This is a genomic window from Pseudomonas sp. NFX183 (assembly GCF_047943075.1).
Taxonomy (GTDB): domain Bacteria; phylum Pseudomonadota; class Gammaproteobacteria; order Pseudomonadales; family Pseudomonadaceae; genus Aquipseudomonas.
Genome location: NZ_CP181333.1, coordinates 5035135 through 5049006 on the forward strand (window position 1 = coordinate 5035135; position 13872 = coordinate 5049006).

At 61.8% G+C, this 13872-nt stretch carries 12 protein-coding genes; 7 read left to right on the plus strand and 5 right to left on the minus strand.

Annotation, left to right across the window (positions count from 1 at the left end):
- Positions 1–81: 81 nt before the first annotated feature.
- Positions 82–1734: a cyclic peptide export ABC transporter gene (locus tag ACM530_RS23570; protein WP_262206131.1), complete on the minus strand. Its 1653-nt coding sequence runs from the start codon at positions 1732–1734 to the stop codon at positions 82–84.
- 199 nt (positions 1735–1933) lie between these two features.
- On the opposite strand from ACM530_RS23570, the gene ACM530_RS23575 reads away from it, so the two are divergent.
- Positions 1934–2761 (plus strand): N(5)-hydroxyornithine transformylase PvdF, encoded by an 828-nt coding sequence (locus ACM530_RS23575; RefSeq protein WP_416363290.1) that lies wholly within the window; start codon positions 1934–1936, stop codon positions 2759–2761.
- Positions 2762–3642: 881 nt separating this feature from the next.
- Here the strand turns inward: ACM530_RS23575 and ACM530_RS23580 are convergent.
- Genes ACM530_RS23580 through pvdM form a run of 3 tightly spaced genes read right to left on the minus strand, consistent with a single transcriptional unit; the run spans position 3643 to position 7193 of the window.
- Complete coding sequence (locus ACM530_RS23580; RefSeq protein ID WP_416363291.1) at positions 3643–4515, minus strand: formylglycine-generating enzyme family protein; 873 nt, start codon at positions 4513–4515, stop codon at positions 3643–3645.
- A 29-nt stretch (positions 4516–4544) separates the two neighbouring features.
- A complete protein-coding gene (locus ACM530_RS23585) occupies positions 4545–5825 on the minus strand; it encodes an aminotransferase class V-fold PLP-dependent enzyme (protein WP_416363292.1) in 1281 nt (426 codons plus the stop codon).
- A gap of 18 nt (positions 5826–5843) precedes the next feature.
- Entirely contained in the window at positions 5844–7193 is a 1350-nt protein-coding gene (pvdM, locus tag ACM530_RS23590; protein WP_242198368.1) for a pyoverdine-tailoring dipeptidase-like protein PvdM, read from the minus strand.
- A 142-nt stretch (positions 7194–7335) separates the two neighbouring features.
- Between pvdM and ACM530_RS23595 the strand changes: the two genes are divergently transcribed.
- On the plus strand, positions 7336–8955 hold the full coding sequence (locus ACM530_RS23595; RefSeq protein WP_242198366.1) for a PvdJ/PvdD/PvdP-like protein: 1620 nt from the start codon (positions 7336–7338) through the stop codon (positions 8953–8955).
- Here ACM530_RS23595 and ACM530_RS23600 read toward each other — a convergent pair.
- Positions 8948–9895, minus strand: a complete 948-nt coding sequence (locus tag ACM530_RS23600) for a DUF1853 family protein (protein ID WP_145165718.1) — start codon at positions 9893–9895, stop codon at positions 8948–8950. The genes ACM530_RS23595 and ACM530_RS23600 overlap by 8 nt on opposite strands.
- A 145-nt stretch (positions 9896–10040) precedes the next feature.
- Here ACM530_RS23600 and ACM530_RS23605 point away from each other — a divergent pair, with 145 nt between their 5' ends.
- The 5 genes from ACM530_RS23605 to ACM530_RS23625 are packed head-to-tail and all read left to right on the plus strand — an operon-like array spanning position 10041 to position 13870.
- The gene (locus ACM530_RS23605; RefSeq protein ID WP_010210870.1) at positions 10041–10931 is read left to right on the plus strand and encodes an NAD(+) kinase; all 891 of its coding nucleotides are present in this window, start codon (positions 10041–10043) and stop codon (positions 10929–10931) included.
- Complete coding sequence (locus ACM530_RS23610; RefSeq protein ID WP_404488435.1) at positions 10928–11902, plus strand: metallophosphoesterase; 975 nt, start codon at positions 10928–10930, stop codon at positions 11900–11902. Before ACM530_RS23605 ends, ACM530_RS23610 begins: the two co-directional genes overlap by 4 nt.
- Positions 11899–12768: a rhomboid family intramembrane serine protease gene (locus ACM530_RS23615; RefSeq protein ID WP_145165716.1), complete on the plus strand. Its 870-nt coding sequence runs from the start codon at positions 11899–11901 to the stop codon at positions 12766–12768. The genes ACM530_RS23610 and ACM530_RS23615 overlap by 4 nt, the downstream gene beginning before the upstream one ends.
- Positions 12769–12782: 14 nt before the next feature.
- Positions 12783–13043, plus strand: coding sequence for a YeaC family protein (locus tag ACM530_RS23620; protein ID WP_017138108.1), 261 nt, complete (start codon positions 12783–12785; stop codon positions 13041–13043).
- Positions 13040–13870, plus strand: a complete 831-nt coding sequence (locus ACM530_RS23625) for a DUF2797 domain-containing protein (RefSeq protein ID WP_416363293.1) — start codon at positions 13040–13042, stop codon at positions 13868–13870. The genes ACM530_RS23620 and ACM530_RS23625 overlap by 4 nt, the downstream gene beginning before the upstream one ends.
- Positions 13871–13872: the final 2 nt, after the last annotated feature.

Here is a 13872-nt window from a genome sequence, read left to right on the forward strand (position 1 = left end):
GCAAGTTATAGGTGTTTATTGAGTATTGTTCTCATTACCACTAGTGAGACGTTCCTACTTGTAAAAACCGGAAAATAAATTTCAGGCAGGCTCCATTTCGTGCACCACCTGGCCGGCGCGCAGTCGCACCAATTGATCGGCGATGTCGAAGTAGCGGTCGTCGTGGCTGATTACGATGATGGTTTTGCCCAGGCGCTTGAGGTCCGGCAGCAGCTCGGTGTAGAAAATCCGGCGGAAAGCCGGGTCCTGGTCGGCGGCCCATTCGTCGAACACCAGTACCGGGCGCTCTTCGAGCCAGGCGTTGACCAATGCCAGGCGTTTGCGTTGGCCGGTAGACAGGTCGGTAGTGCTGAACACGCCGTCCTTGACGCTGACCTTGTGCGCAATCTCCAGGCGCTCCAGGTATTTGGCGGCGCTATCCAGTGAATGGGTGGCGCTGCCTTGCACCAGATCGTCGAACAGGTAGTAGTCGGAGAAGATCGTTGTGAAGAGTTGGCGATAGTCATCGCGCTCGGGGTCGGTGACGGCCTCGCCGTTCAGGCGGATCTCGCCCGCCTGGGGCGGATACAAGCCCAGCAGTAGTTTGATCAGGGTGGTCTTGCCGCTGCCGTTCTCGCCGACGATAAACACGATATCGCCTTGTTTGATGCTCAGGTTGATCGGCCCCAGGTGGAACGGTTCGCTGCCTTCAATCGCCGGTGGGCTGTAGCTCACGCCGCGCAGTTCCAGGCTGTTGACGACCGGTTTTGGCGCTTCGCTGTCATCCATCAGCAGGTGCGGTTCGGGGGAGGAGAAGCGCTCCGACAGCTCGCTGATCCGGCCAAAGGCGATCTTGGCCTTGCCCACCACCGGCAGGTAACCGAGCAGGTGTTCCAGCGGGCCTTTCATGTACAGCAGCACCAGCACGAAGCCGGTGATCACCGTAGGGTCGGGGTTCGGGTTGTAGGCCTGCATCGCCAGGGCCAGGCCGATTACCACGAAGAACAGCATCGAGCCGAACGTCTTGGCGAGGATATAAATGTTGACCGAACGCACCTGGATATCGCTGATGCGGTCTGCGGTTTCCTGGATGCGATGGGTATTCATGCGATAGCGCCGTGGGCGGTGCATGCGCAGCTCCTTGGCGCCGGAAGCGATCGCGTTGTAGTAGCGCTGCAATTCATCTTCATGGCTGCGCGCCAAGTCAAAGCCCTGGATGCCTTTGCCACCGGCAATGAATTGCACGGCGCTGCCGATGATGATCGCCACCACCATCATCAGGAACATCGGCACCGACAGGTAGGCAAGGTAGCCCAGGCAACCGAGGGTCACCGTGGCGGCGATGGCCAGTGGCGTGAAGGCGAAAGAAAAATCGCTGATGGTGTCGACGTCATGGGTCAGCACCGGGATCAGCCGGTGGGAGCGGTAGCGCTCGATCTGGCCGATGGGTGCCGACAGCACTTTCTCGCCCAGATCTTTGCGCAGGGCGGCAATGATGCGTTGCCCGACATAGTTGGTGCCAATGTCGGAAATTATCGAGCTGATCAGCGCCAGTACGCACAGCGCCGCAAAGGTCAGGACCACGCCTTGGGTCATGCCGTTGACCGAATGCAGCGCGTTATTGATGGTGGCGAGCAGCAAGGTAATGGCCAGGCCGCCCACCATGCCGAGGGCGACGGAGATCGTCACGATGGTACGAAAGGGCCTTAGCAAGGCGAGTAAACCCTTGAAGGCGCTGCGTTTGGGGTCGGTCATAAGTACTTCCCGGAGAATGAAAAGAGGGGCTGGGCACACAGACCCTTACCCATGACAAACGAAGCGCCGGCGCGAGTATTTAGCTCGGCGTGCCCTTTGCTGGTGGCGCGGCATAAATTGCCGCGCAGCTGGTTCGTTCTTGTGCTGTAGGCGCACGTGCATCGACGCCGCGCGCAGTCCATTCAGCGAGAGCGAAACAATGACGAAAAAGAACCTGGTGTATGTGTGGTCCCTGCGAAATGCCGCAGCCGACAAGGCCGGGCAGCCGGTGGCCTACAAGGACCACGAGCGCTACATGAAGTCGGTGCTGGAGTTTCTGGTGGGCTCGTTGAACGACACCCCATTGGGCGAGGCGTACAACCTGGTTGGCGTGGTGTACGACGATGACGAACAGAACCCGCGCGACCAGCAACTGGTCAGCGATTACGGCTTTGCCTACAAACCAGGCCGCCAGTGGCTGTACCCGGTTGATTTGCGGGTGCAGGGCCGGTTGGTTAACGATTTGTTGCTGAGCGTGCCGTCCACCTATCGCCGTCTGCCACGCGGCAGCGCCGAGCACATCGCCGGCAAGCAGGATTTCGAGCGCCGCCTGCACGACACGCTGGTGGAATTGAAAGCCGATATCGTCGTGCTGGATGGTTTGCTGGTGATTCTGGATGAGTTGGTGCGGCCAGGCGCGCCGTTTGCGCGGCGCATCATGAACATTCACCCAGGCATTACGCGCATCGAATCGCCTTACGAACGCCGCGGCGCGTACGCCACCTGGAATGCGTTGTATGGTGCGCGCGGGCAAACCGTGGTGGATTGGGCGACCAAGGCCACCACGCCGTCCGAGCCGCTGTACCTCACCGGCGCGTCGTTCCACTACGTGGATAACGGCATTGATTCGGGTGAAGTGTTTCACGACGTGCTGAAAACCGAGATTTCGCCCGAGGACACCATCCTCGAACTGCGCTGGAACAACTTCAACAACAGCCTGTTCCCGGCGTTGCACGAAGGCTTGGAGTTGTTGGCCAAGCAGGCCTGAACACAGCCCTATGGGTACCTGCAGAACCAAAATGTGGGAGCGGGCTTGCCCGCGAAGGCGGCGGTCCCGTCGATACAGGGGTGACTGACACACCGCTATCGCAGGCAAGCCAGCTCCCACATTTGAATGGTGGCGGTCTTGACGGCTTGCGCACGACCCTAAGCCCAGTCGCCCCAACAGGTACCGCGAATTTTTACCTGATGTACGCAAAGCAAAATGTGGGAGCGGGCTTGCCCGCGAAGGCGGCGGCCCCGTCGATACAGGGGTGACTGACACACCGCTATCGCAGGCAAGCCAGCTCCCACATTTGAATGGTGGTGGTCTTGACGGCTTGCGCACGACCCTAAGCCCAGTCGCCCCCAACAGGTATCGCGAATTTCTACCTGATGTACGCAAGGCAAAATGTGGGAGCGGGCTTGCCCGCGAAGGCGGCGGCCCTGTCGATACAGGGGTGACTGACACACCGCTATCGCAGGCAAGCCAGCTCCCACATTTGAATGGTGGCGGTCTTGACGGCTTGCGCACGACCCTAAGCCCAGCCGCCCCCAACAGGTATCGCGAATTTTTACCTGATTTACGCAAGGCAAAATGTGGGAGCGGGCTTGCCCGCGAAGGCGGCGGCCCTGGCGATAAAAGGGTGACTGACACACCGCTATCGCAGGCAAGCCAGCTCCCACATTTGAACGGTGGCGGTCTTGACGGCTTGCGCACGACCCTAGGCCCAGTCGCCCCAACAGGTATCGCGAATTTTTACCTGGTGTACTCAGGGCAAAATGTGGGAGCGGGCTTGCCCGCGAAGGCGGCGGCCCTGTCGATAAAGTGATGACTGACACACCGCTATCGCAGGCAAACCAGCTCCCACATTTTGAACGGCGCCGCGCTTAAAGCTCGCGCACTACCCGAAAGCCAATCCAGTCGCCGCGCGTTTGCGGGTAAATATTGTTGCGGTTGCCCGAGCGTGAAAACACGGGCGCTTCGCCCCAGTCATTGCCGCGGATCTGGTAGCTCTCGCAGTTCGGTTCGACCCAGGCGCTGCCGTCGGTGGGCGCACCGACGTAGTTGGGGTGCTCGCAGTCGGCAACCCGCTCATAGACATTGCCATGCATGTCGTACATGCCAAACGCATTCGGCGGGTAGCTGCCCACCGGCGAGGAATAGCTGTAGCCATCCGCCGGGCCGTAGGTGTTGGCATGTTCGGCGATGCTGTAACCCTTGCCCTCATCGAAAGGAAACGGAAACGGCCCGGTGGTGCCCGCACGCGCCGCATATTCACGTTGCGCTTCGCTGACCATCTGGTACTTCTGCCCGGTCTTTTTCGACAGCCAGGCCACATAGTTCTTGATGTCGTCCATGTCCATGCACACCGCCGGCTGGCGCGGGCCTTGTGGGTAGCGTGGCTTGCTGGCGATGCATTCGCGCCCTGGGCGGGTGTCGCCGTCGGCGATCTTGACGCCGGTCTGGCGGATATAGCTGTCCCATTCACCGGCGGTGATATGGAAGCGGCTCATGGCAAAGGGTTTGGCGAAGGTCACCTCATGCATCGGGCCTTCGTCGGGCTCGCGGCCGACTTCGTCTTCCGGGGTGCCCATGGTAAAGGTGCCGGCCGGCAGCACGACCATTTCCGGGCAGTCCTTGCAGTCTTTGAATACTTTGCCCGGTTGCGCGGTGGCGGCCTGGGCCAGGCCTGGCAACAGCGCGCCGCACAGGGCGGTCAGCGCCAGGGCAGTGAGGGGCTTGAGTTGGGATGGAGTCATGTGGGCATCTCGTTCAAAGGAAAAAGGGTTCACAACCGTTGGCTCAGCAAGCTCATGAAGCGCTGGATTTCATCCGAGCTGTTAAGCAGGCCGGGGGAGGTGCGAATCACGGGGCCGACATCGCGGTCTACCGCATCGATCACCACGCGGTTTTTCATCATGTGGGCGACCACGGCCTCGCTGTCCTGGCCCTTGACGCGGAAGAAGGTAAAACCGGCGGAGAGATCAGGGCTGCGCGGCGTCACCAGTTCGATCTGCGAGTGAGCCAGCAAACGGCTTTTCAATTCGCTGTTGAGCGCGTGAATGCGCGCCTGCACTTGCGGCTTGCCCAACTGCAAATGCAGCTTGAAGGCTTCGTCCACCGCCCAGCGATGCTCAAAAGCGTGGTAACCGCCGGGCGTCATGGTGGTGGCGAAATTGGTGTCTTCGGAGAAGGTCGGCACCATCGGCGTCACGTATTTGTTTTCGGCGTCACGGGCGCACACCAGGCCGGTACCGCGCGGACCGAACATCCATTTATGTGTGCCGGCGATAAAGAAGTCGCAGTGCATGTCGGGGAAGTCGAGGTTTTCCACGCCAAAACCGTGCACGCCGTCCACCACGTAGAGAATGCGGTCGTTTTCATCGCGGTGACGGTTGAGTGCCTCCACCAGCCTGCCGATCTCGCCAATCGGAAGTTTCACGCCACTGCCCGACTGCACCCAGGTCATGCCCAGCACGCGGGTGTTGGGGCGAATATTGCGCTGGATATTGCCGAGGATTTCGTCGGCAGACACGCGATTGGCGTCTTCGAACAGCCTGAACCGGCGCACCTGCGTGCCTTGCTTGAGCACGCGAAAATCCAGGACGTTCTGGGTGGCGTAATGCTCGTGCACGGTGGTGAGGATTTCCTGGTCGGGCCGCAGCTTTATCCCGCCGTAGATCATCGCCAGCCCTTCGGAGGTGCTGCCGGTGAGAGCAATTTGTGCCGGCTTGGCGTTCAAGTAGCGACCGGCCCATTCCCGTACCTGGCCTTCGCGTTTCCAGGTTTCCTCAAGACCCCAATCCATCGCCAGCCCTGGGTTGCGGTCGATCTGCTGGCGGTAGCGGTCGATCGCCTCGCGCACCGGCTTGGGGTGCGAGGCCACCAGGAAGTTGGAGAAGTGCAGGTAGTTCGGGTCCTGGTTGAACAGCTGTTTCAACCCCGTCCATGGGTCGTTCGCAGCGGGTGCCGGGTTGTCGGCCAATGCTTGAGGTATCAGCGCAGCGCCCAGCGGCAGGCTGGCGGCGAAGACACCGGCCTGTTTGAGAAATGTACGGCGATCAGTCATGGACGTGCTTCTAGGTGGTTAGCGGTTGGCCAAGGGCTTGGCGGCTTTTTGTACCTGGTCCCATACGCGCAGGAAGTTGCCTCCCCACAGCTTGGCGATGTCGGCTTCGGAGTAGCCACGCTGGATCAGCTCAGCGGTGACGTTGCGCACCTCGCCGACGTTCTCCCAGCCCTGGATGCCGCCGCCGTCGTTGAAGTCCGACGAGATGCCGACGTGATCGATGCCGATCTTGCGCACGGTGTAGTCGATGGCGTCGCCCCAATCCTTGAGGGTGGCCTTGGGTTCTTCTTCGAGAATGCCGTACAGGCCCTGGGCGTACTGGCCGAACTTCTGCTCGGGCCAGGCGGCAATGATTGCGTCGCCGGGCATCAGGGCCATGGCCAGGTTGGGCAGCGGCGGCAGGTCGAACCGCGCGCGCAGGGCGTTGAGTTTGTCCTGGGTTGGCTGGCTCAGCGGACGCAAATAGGCGGGGAAGCCCACCACTTGAACCACGCCGCCGCTGTTCTTGATCAGTTGCAACTCCTTGTCGCTGAGGTTGCGCGGGATATCTACCGAGGCGCGCGGCGCCGAGTGGGACGCCACCATCGGCGTACGGCTCAATTGCGCCACCTGCTCCAGGGCTTTGGTCGACATTTGCGACACGTCGATGATCACGCCCAGGTCATTGAGGCGATGCACCGCCTGCTGGCCGATGGGCGACAGTCCTTCGAGGGCGTCGGTCGAATCATTGAAAAACGGCAGTGGGCGCGACGAGTCGGACCAGGCGTTGTTGCCGATATAACTGAAGCCGAACATGCGCATGCCGCGCGCCGCCCACAGGTCCAGTTGGTTCAGGTCATCGCCCAGCGGGTAGGCGTTGAGCATGCTGATAAACACCGCAAATTTGCCCTCACCGTGCAGGCGGCGCAAATCGTCCGGGGTGTAGGCGATGCCAACCTGGTTGGGAAAGTCGCGCACCATGCCGGAGATGATCTTGTAGCGCACCTCTTGCTCGTGGCGGGCCTCCTCGACAAAACCGTCGGTGGGCTTATGCGGCGCGTTGGGGCCGTTCCAGATTTCCGGCCAGCCGAAAATCGTCAGGGCTGCGCCCGACAAGCGCCCGCGCGCCGCCTTGGCCAGGTCGAACTGGCCGCTGCCATCTTTGTCGGCCTCATTGCCGGCCGTGCCGAAATCCATCGGCACCGTGATGTGGCTGTCGAACGACAGCAGGCGGTCCTGCATTTCATTGGCTTGCTTGATCACCTCCAGCGGGTAACCGGCATTGCCGCGAAACCAGTGGTCCCAGACCAGAAAGCCGGCCCCGGCGCCGATGGCCAATGCCAGCGGCAGGCCGATCAACAGCGCCTTTTTCGAACGTGGTTTTGTCATTGCCATCTCAGTCAGTTGAGGCCTTTGCTATCAGGGAAGAACGAGTCATGGCCGGGGAAATTTAGGCCCGCTTCGCGCGGCGGTAAATTTGCGAAGGCTGCAAACGTTCTAGCTCTGATTAAGCCGTTTCCTAAGGTAGACAATGACGATCTCTCGACGTGGGTTCATCGCAGGCCTGGCGCTGACGGGCGCTGCCGTGCCGGCGGCCTTTTATGCCCATCGCGAGCTGACGCGTGAAGAAGAATTCCCCATTACCCCGGGCGAGGCCACGGTGGATTTGGCCGACACCGAAGGCCAGCATTTGGCGAACATTTTGCGCGGTGTGTGGAGCCTGCGCCTGGAAGGCCGCGACGCCGGGCTAAAGGGCTTGCCACTGCAAGGCCTGGAACTGCTGCTGGACATCGCCCCGCGTGGCCGTGGCCTGCGCGGCTACCTGGACACCGCTGAAGCCCTGCGCGCCGAAGGTGAGCCGCGTTACCGCGTACTCGGTGACGTGCTGACAGGCGAGGGCGCCTTGCTTTACTGGCGCCTGATCGACCGCGAGGCGGCCGACGGCGCACCGGCCTATGAATTCAAGATGACCCTCGATGAAGTCTGGGCCGACTTCGCTAACGCCGGCAGCAGCACCCTCAGCGGGCAGATCCTCAACCTCGATCGCCCCTTGGCATTGACCGAGCGTGACAACCGCTTTATAGCCCACAAGCAATTGTTTCCCGAAGCCCGCCAACGCATCGGCCTGAACCCGACGCTGCTGGCCTGGCTGATTTCGCCGGAGCACCGCCTGTTTCACCAACTCTGGCACGCCACCCGCGACCAGTGGCACAAGCTCTCGGAAGAAAAGCGCGACGCCTTGCGCGGCATCGGCTGGCAGCCCGGCCCGCGCGGCCAGGAACGCGACGCCCGTGGCAAACGCAAAGATCGCAACGGCTCGGGTATCGACTTCTTTTTCATGCACCGCCATATGCTCGGCAATGCGCGTTCCATGCAAGATTTGCCGTCGTGGCCGCAATTCCCCGAGCCGCAGCCGGCGCTGGAACGCGACCGTCTGGGCTTTGTGCGTTACTTCGATAACCACGACGGCTTCGCGTTGCCGCCCTGTTGGTCGGCGCCGGATGACAGCGAATACACCCAGTGGGTCAGCGATATCAAGGCGGCCCAGACTTACCACAGCAACTTTCAGGTCTGGGAATCCCAATACCGCGACCCACGTTACCTGGCCAAGCTGAGCCTTGGGCAATTGGGTTCCGAGATGGAATTAGGCCTGCACGACTGGCTGCACATGCGCTGGGCCTCGGTGCCGCGTGACCCGTCCAACGGCGCGCCGGTGCCGTTCGCCCGCGACCCGTCGGACTTTGCCGCGCGTTGGTATGCGCCGGAGAACGACTTTCTCGGTGACCCGTTTTCATCCCATGTAAACCCGGTGTTCTGGCATTTTCACGGCTGGATCGATGACCGCATCGAGGATTGGTTTCGCGCCCACGAGCGCTTCAACCCCGGTGAGGTCAGCCGGCTGGAAGTCAATGGCGTGAACTGGTTCGCGCAGGGGCGTTGGGTGGAAGTCGGCGATCCGTGGCTGGGGCCGGACACTCACGGCTGCAGCACCACGCCGGGTTTGCAAATGGGCAGGTCGATGGAGATGGACCCGGAGACCATGAAGCTGGCGCTGCGTATTACCTTTGCCGCTGAGGACGAAGGCTTGCAGGCATTGTTCAAGCGTGTGCCGAGGCGGCCCTGGTACGCACGGCACTTGAAGGTCAAGTAACGCCTGGGACGTTGGGCCAGAGGTCGGCCACCAGGAACAGGCGTTCGGCTTCTTCCCAATCCTCGCCATTGCGAACCATGCGTACCAGAAGCTGCGCCGGCGCCATCGGGTCAAGTGCCGCCAGCCAGCCGTGCATTTGCTCCTCACTCCACACCTCGTCCTGCGGGTAATGCGCCGGCGCAAGCCAGGCATGCCGCGGCAGCGGTTGCCAGCGCCCCGGCGGGCTGGCACTGACCAGCGCCGGCCAATCGCGCTGATGCAGCCAGCGCCCCCGCAGATGCTGCGGATGGGCACCGTGAGGGGGTTCGGCCTGGCCGGGCCAGGGATAGAGCAAATACCCGCCGAGCCACAAATGCGCATCGAACTGCTGGATATCCAGCGCCGCCAATGCCTCGCGGCTTTCCGCACGCGCTGAAATCGGCAACTGATGCTGAGCGAGGTGTGCCAGCTTGCGGTCCAGCCGATCATGGCACCCCGGCCCCAGCCATTGCGCGGCGTCCAGGCCGTTGCCGTCCTGCGGCCCGAGATACAGTTTGATCGCCAGTTCCAGGTGGTGCACGCCATCGCGGTCGCGCAGCAGCATGTCCAGCTCGCCCAAGGTATGCCCGGCGCGGCGGATCGGCAGGTTGGCGGCGAGCAATTCCACGCCCGGCGCATGCTGCACGGCAAATTGCCACAGGCGCTCGTAATACAGGCCCAGGCGCCGTGTGCGGGCAAGGCTTAGCCAGTGCTGCAAGGCGCTGCTGTCTTGATCGAGCGCGCGTAACCATCGCTCCAGCAGATGCGGTGCCTGCACCCACTCGCTGCCCGCCAGCGGGTGGCGCTGCGGCCAGGGCGTTTGCGCGAGCATCGGCGGGGCAAGCATCACCCACGCCAAATCGCGCACTTCGGGGTGGCGCAGTTGGCGGGGCAGGTTGTGCAAATCCGGGAACACAGTCATGGTCCGAGCATAGCCGTTTAACGTCTGTACAGGTGGCTGAGAACCATTGTCATCAAGGGTTCACGGCGACAAAGGATTTTGCCTGACGCGGCCTTTCGCCCATAATCGTTGTTTTTCGCCACACCCCAAACCCCGCAGGAGCCCCATGGAGCAATTTCGCAATATCGGCATTATCGGTCGCTTGGGCAGTACCCAGGTGCTGGACACCGTCCGCCGACTGAAAAAGTTTCTGCTCGAGCGCCACCTGCACGTGATCCTCGAAGACACCATCGCCGAAATCCTGCCGGGCCATGGCCTGCAAACCTCGTCGCGCAAAATGCTCGGCGAAGTCTGCGACATGGTGATTGTGGTCGGCGGTGACGGCAGCCTGCTCGGCGCAGCCCGGGCGTTGGCGCGGCATAACGTGCCGGTGCTGGGGATCAACCGCGGCAGTTTGGGGTTCCTGACCGATATCCGCCCCGATGACCTGGAAGTCGAAGTGGCCAAGGTGCTCGATGGCCATTACCTGGTCGAAAACCGCTTCCTGCTGCAGGCCGAAGTACGCCGCCACGGCGAAGCCATCGGCCAGGGCGACGCGCTCAACGACGTGGTGCTGCACCCCGGCAAGTCGACGCGGATGATCGAGTTCGAGCTGTATATCGACGGCCAGTTCGTGTGCAGCCAGAAGGCCGACGGCCTGATCGTGGCCACGCCGACCGGTTCCACGGCGTACGCGCTGTCGGCCGGCGGTCCGATCATGCACCCCAAGCTGGATGCCATTGTGATCGTGCCGATGTACCCCCATATGTTGTCCAGCCGGCCAATTGTGGTCGATGGCAACAGTGAGCTGAAAATCGTGGTGTCCAAAGACATGCAGATCTACCCGCAAGTCTCCTGTGACGGGCAGAACCATTTCACCTGCGCCCCCGGTGACACCATCACCGTGAGCAAGAAGGCGCAGAAGTTGCGGTTGATCCACCCGCTGGACCACAACTATTACGAAGTGTGCCGGACCAAGTTGGGCTGGGGCAGCCGCTTGGGGGGTGGAGGCGACTGATGCTCGATCCCGCGCGTAGCTACGACCTGATTGGTGACGTGCACGGTTGCGCTCATACCCTTGAGCACTTGCTCGACCGGCTGGGCTACCAGAAACAGGGCGGCACCTGGCGCCATCCGACGCGAATGGCGGTGTTCCTCGGCGATATCATCGACCGTGGCCCACGCATTCGCGAGGCGCTGCACATCGTCCACGACATGGCCGAGGCCGGTCAGGCGCTGTGCATCATGGGCAATCACGAATTCAACGCGCTGGGCTGGAGCACACCCGCGCCGCCGGGCAGTGGCAAGCAGTTTGTGCGCGAACACAACCCACGGCACGCGCGGTTGATCCACGAGACCCTGACCCAGTTCGAGCACCACCCGGCCGACTGGCATGACTTTCTCGGCTGGTTCTATGACATGCCGCTGTTTGTCGACGCCGGGCGTTTCCGTGTGGTGCACGCGTGTTGGGACGAGGGCTTTATCCAGCCGCTGCGCGCGACGTTCCCGGATGGCTGCATCGACCAGCACTTTCTGCAGGCCGCCGCCGTACCGGGCAGTTTTGCCTGCAACGCCTTCGACCGCCTGCTGCGCGGCACCGACATGCGCCTGCCGGATGGCCTGACGCTGACCGGTGGCGATGGGCTGACGCGCTCGTTCTTTCGCACCAAATTCTGGGAAGACGACCCGAAAACCTATGGCGACATCGTGTTCCAGCCCGATGCGCTGCCGGAGCCGGTGGCGCGTACGCCGCTGTCGTCCAGCGAAAAAAATTCCCTGCTGCGTTATGGCGTCGACGAGCCGTTGCTGTTCGTCGGCCATTACTGGCGCAGCGGCAAACCCGCGCCGATCCGCCCGAACCTGGCCTGCCTGGATTACAGCGCTGTGCTGTACGGCAAGCTGGTGGCGTATCGGCTGGACCAGGAAACCCAGCTGGATCCGCGTAAATTTGTCTGGGTCGACGTTGAGCGCCCTGAGGTTATTTCATGAGTACCGTAGCTGTTTTGCGCTTGCCGCTGAGTGTCGACCTGGCGGGTTTCGTCAAGTTGCTGCAACGCATGCAAGTGCCCCATCGTGTCAGCGAAGAGGCCGGCGAGCAGGTGCTGTGGGTGCCAGAAACCATCAGCGACGACGTGCGCGTGTTGTACCAACGCTTTCCCGACGGTGACCCGGACCAGCAACTGGACATCCCCGAGCGGGCGCCCGTTACGCGTCCCAGCTTTGTGCAGCAGGTACGCCACAGCCCGGTGACGGCGCTGGTGCTGCTGGCGAGCATCATTGTTGGCGCGGTGACGTTGCTGGGTGAAAACCTGCAAACCATGAGCTGGCTGACGTTTCTGCCGTTCCATGTGACGGGCGAGTACCTTCAGTTCACGCCCTTTGCCCAGACTATGGCGTCGGGGCAATGGTGGCGGTTGGTCACGCCGATGCTGATCCACTTCGGCATCCTGCATTTGGCCATGAACGGCATGTGGTACTGGGAACTCGGCCGGCGCATTGAAGTGCGCCAGGGCAGTATCAACCTGCTGGGCCTGACCCTGCTGTTCAGCCTGGTTTCCAATTACGCGCAATACGCCTATGGCGGCCCGAGCCTGTTTGGCGGCCTGTCCGGCGTGTTGTATGGCTTGCTCGGGCATTGCTGGATTTTCCAGTTGCTGTCGCCCAACCCGGCTTATCGCCTGCCTCGCGGGGTGCTGGCGATGATGCTGATATGGCTGGTGCTCTGCATGTCGGGGCTGATCTCGATGATCGGTTTCGGCGAAATCGCCAACGCGGCTCATCTGAGCGGCTTGGTCATCGGTTGCCTGACGGGCTTGCTGGGTGGGTTGTACAACCGCCGCAAAGCCTCCATTTGATAAGGAAGAGCCTTATGTCCTCTTTTGCTGAAATGATCGAAAACATCACCCCGGACATCTACGAGAGCCTCAAGCTCGCCGTGGAAATCGGCAAGTGGTCCGACGGCCGCAAGCTCACCGCCGAGCAGCGGGAGCTGTCGCTGCAAGCGGTGATCGCCTGGGAAATCCAGAACCTGCCCGAAGAGCAGCGCACCGGCTACATGGGCCCGCAGGAATGCGCGTCGAAATCGGCACCGGTGCCGAACATTCTGTTCAAGTCGGATGCGATCCATTGATTGAAATTGGTCGCGGTGCAGTCAGCAAAATGTCGGCGCAACTCGGTGAGCCGACCGTTCAATACGCGTTTCGCCTGGGCGATACCGAGGTGCCGGTCAATCCGTTGATCGGCACGCACGTGCGCCTGGAATACCTCGGCGCCATCCATTGCAGCCATTGCGGCCGCAAGACCAAAACCAGTTTCAGCCAGGGTTATTGCTACCCGTGCATGACCAAACTGGCCCAGTGCGACCTGTGCATCATGAGCCCCGAGCGTTGCCATTACGACGCCGGCACCTGCCGTGATCCAGGCTGGGGCGAGCAATTCTGCATGACCGACCACGTGGTTTACCTGGCCAATTCGTCAGGCATCAAAGTCGGCATCACCCGCGCCACCCAGCTGCCGACACGCTGGCTGGACCAGGGCGCCAGCCAGGCGCTGCCGATCATGCGCGTGGCAACCCGCCAGCAATCGGGCTTCGTCGAAGACCTGTTCCGCAGCCAGGTGGCCGACAAGACCAACTGGCGCGCACTGCTCAAGGGCGATGCGGTGGCGGTGGACCTGACCGAAGTGCGCGATGCGCTGTTCGCCTCGTGCGCCGAAGGCCTGCTGAGTTTGCAGGAACGCTTTGGCCTGCAGGCCATCCAAACGATTGCCGACATTGAACCGATCGAAATCCGCTACCCGGTCGAGCAGTATCCGACCAAGATCGTCAGCTTCAACCTGGACAAGAACCCGATTGCCGAAGGCACGCTGTTGGGGATCAAGGGCCAATACCTGATCTTCGACACCGGCGTTATCAACATTCGTAAGTACACGGCCTACCAGCTCGCCGTGCATCAGTAAAA

Bases quoted from the DNA above. Each gene is read 5' to 3' on its own strand.
- ACM530_RS23580 (WP_416363291.1), bottom strand. From the start codon at position 4,515: ATGACTCCATCCCAACTCAAGCCCCTCACTGCCCTGGCGCTGACCGCC.
- ACM530_RS23620 (WP_017138108.1), top strand. From the start codon at position 12,783: ATGTCCTCTTTTGCTGAAATGATCGAAAACATCACCCCGGACATCTAC.
- ACM530_RS23585 (WP_416363292.1), bottom strand. From the start codon at position 5,825: ATGACTGATCGCCGTACATTTCTCAAACAGGCCGGTGTCTTCGCCGCC.
- ACM530_RS23595 (WP_242198366.1), top strand. From the start codon at position 7,336: ATGACGATCTCTCGACGTGGGTTCATCGCAGGCCTGGCGCTGACGGGC.
- ACM530_RS23605 (WP_010210870.1), top strand. From the start codon at position 10,041: ATGGAGCAATTTCGCAATATCGGCATTATCGGTCGCTTGGGCAGTACC.
- pvdM (WP_242198368.1), bottom strand. From the start codon at position 7,193: ATGACAAAACCACGTTCGAAAAAGGCGCTGTTGATCGGCCTGCCGCTG.
- ACM530_RS23615 (WP_145165716.1), top strand. From the start codon at position 11,899: ATGAGTACCGTAGCTGTTTTGCGCTTGCCGCTGAGTGTCGACCTGGCG.
- ACM530_RS23570 (WP_262206131.1), bottom strand. From the start codon at position 1,734: ATGACCGACCCCAAACGCAGCGCCTTCAAGGGTTTACTCGCCTTGCTA.
- ACM530_RS23575 (WP_416363290.1), top strand. From the start codon at position 1,934: ATGACGAAAAAGAACCTGGTGTATGTGTGGTCCCTGCGAAATGCCGCA.
- ACM530_RS23600 (WP_145165718.1), bottom strand. From the start codon at position 9,895: ATGACTGTGTTCCCGGATTTGCACAACCTGCCCCGCCAACTGCGCCAC.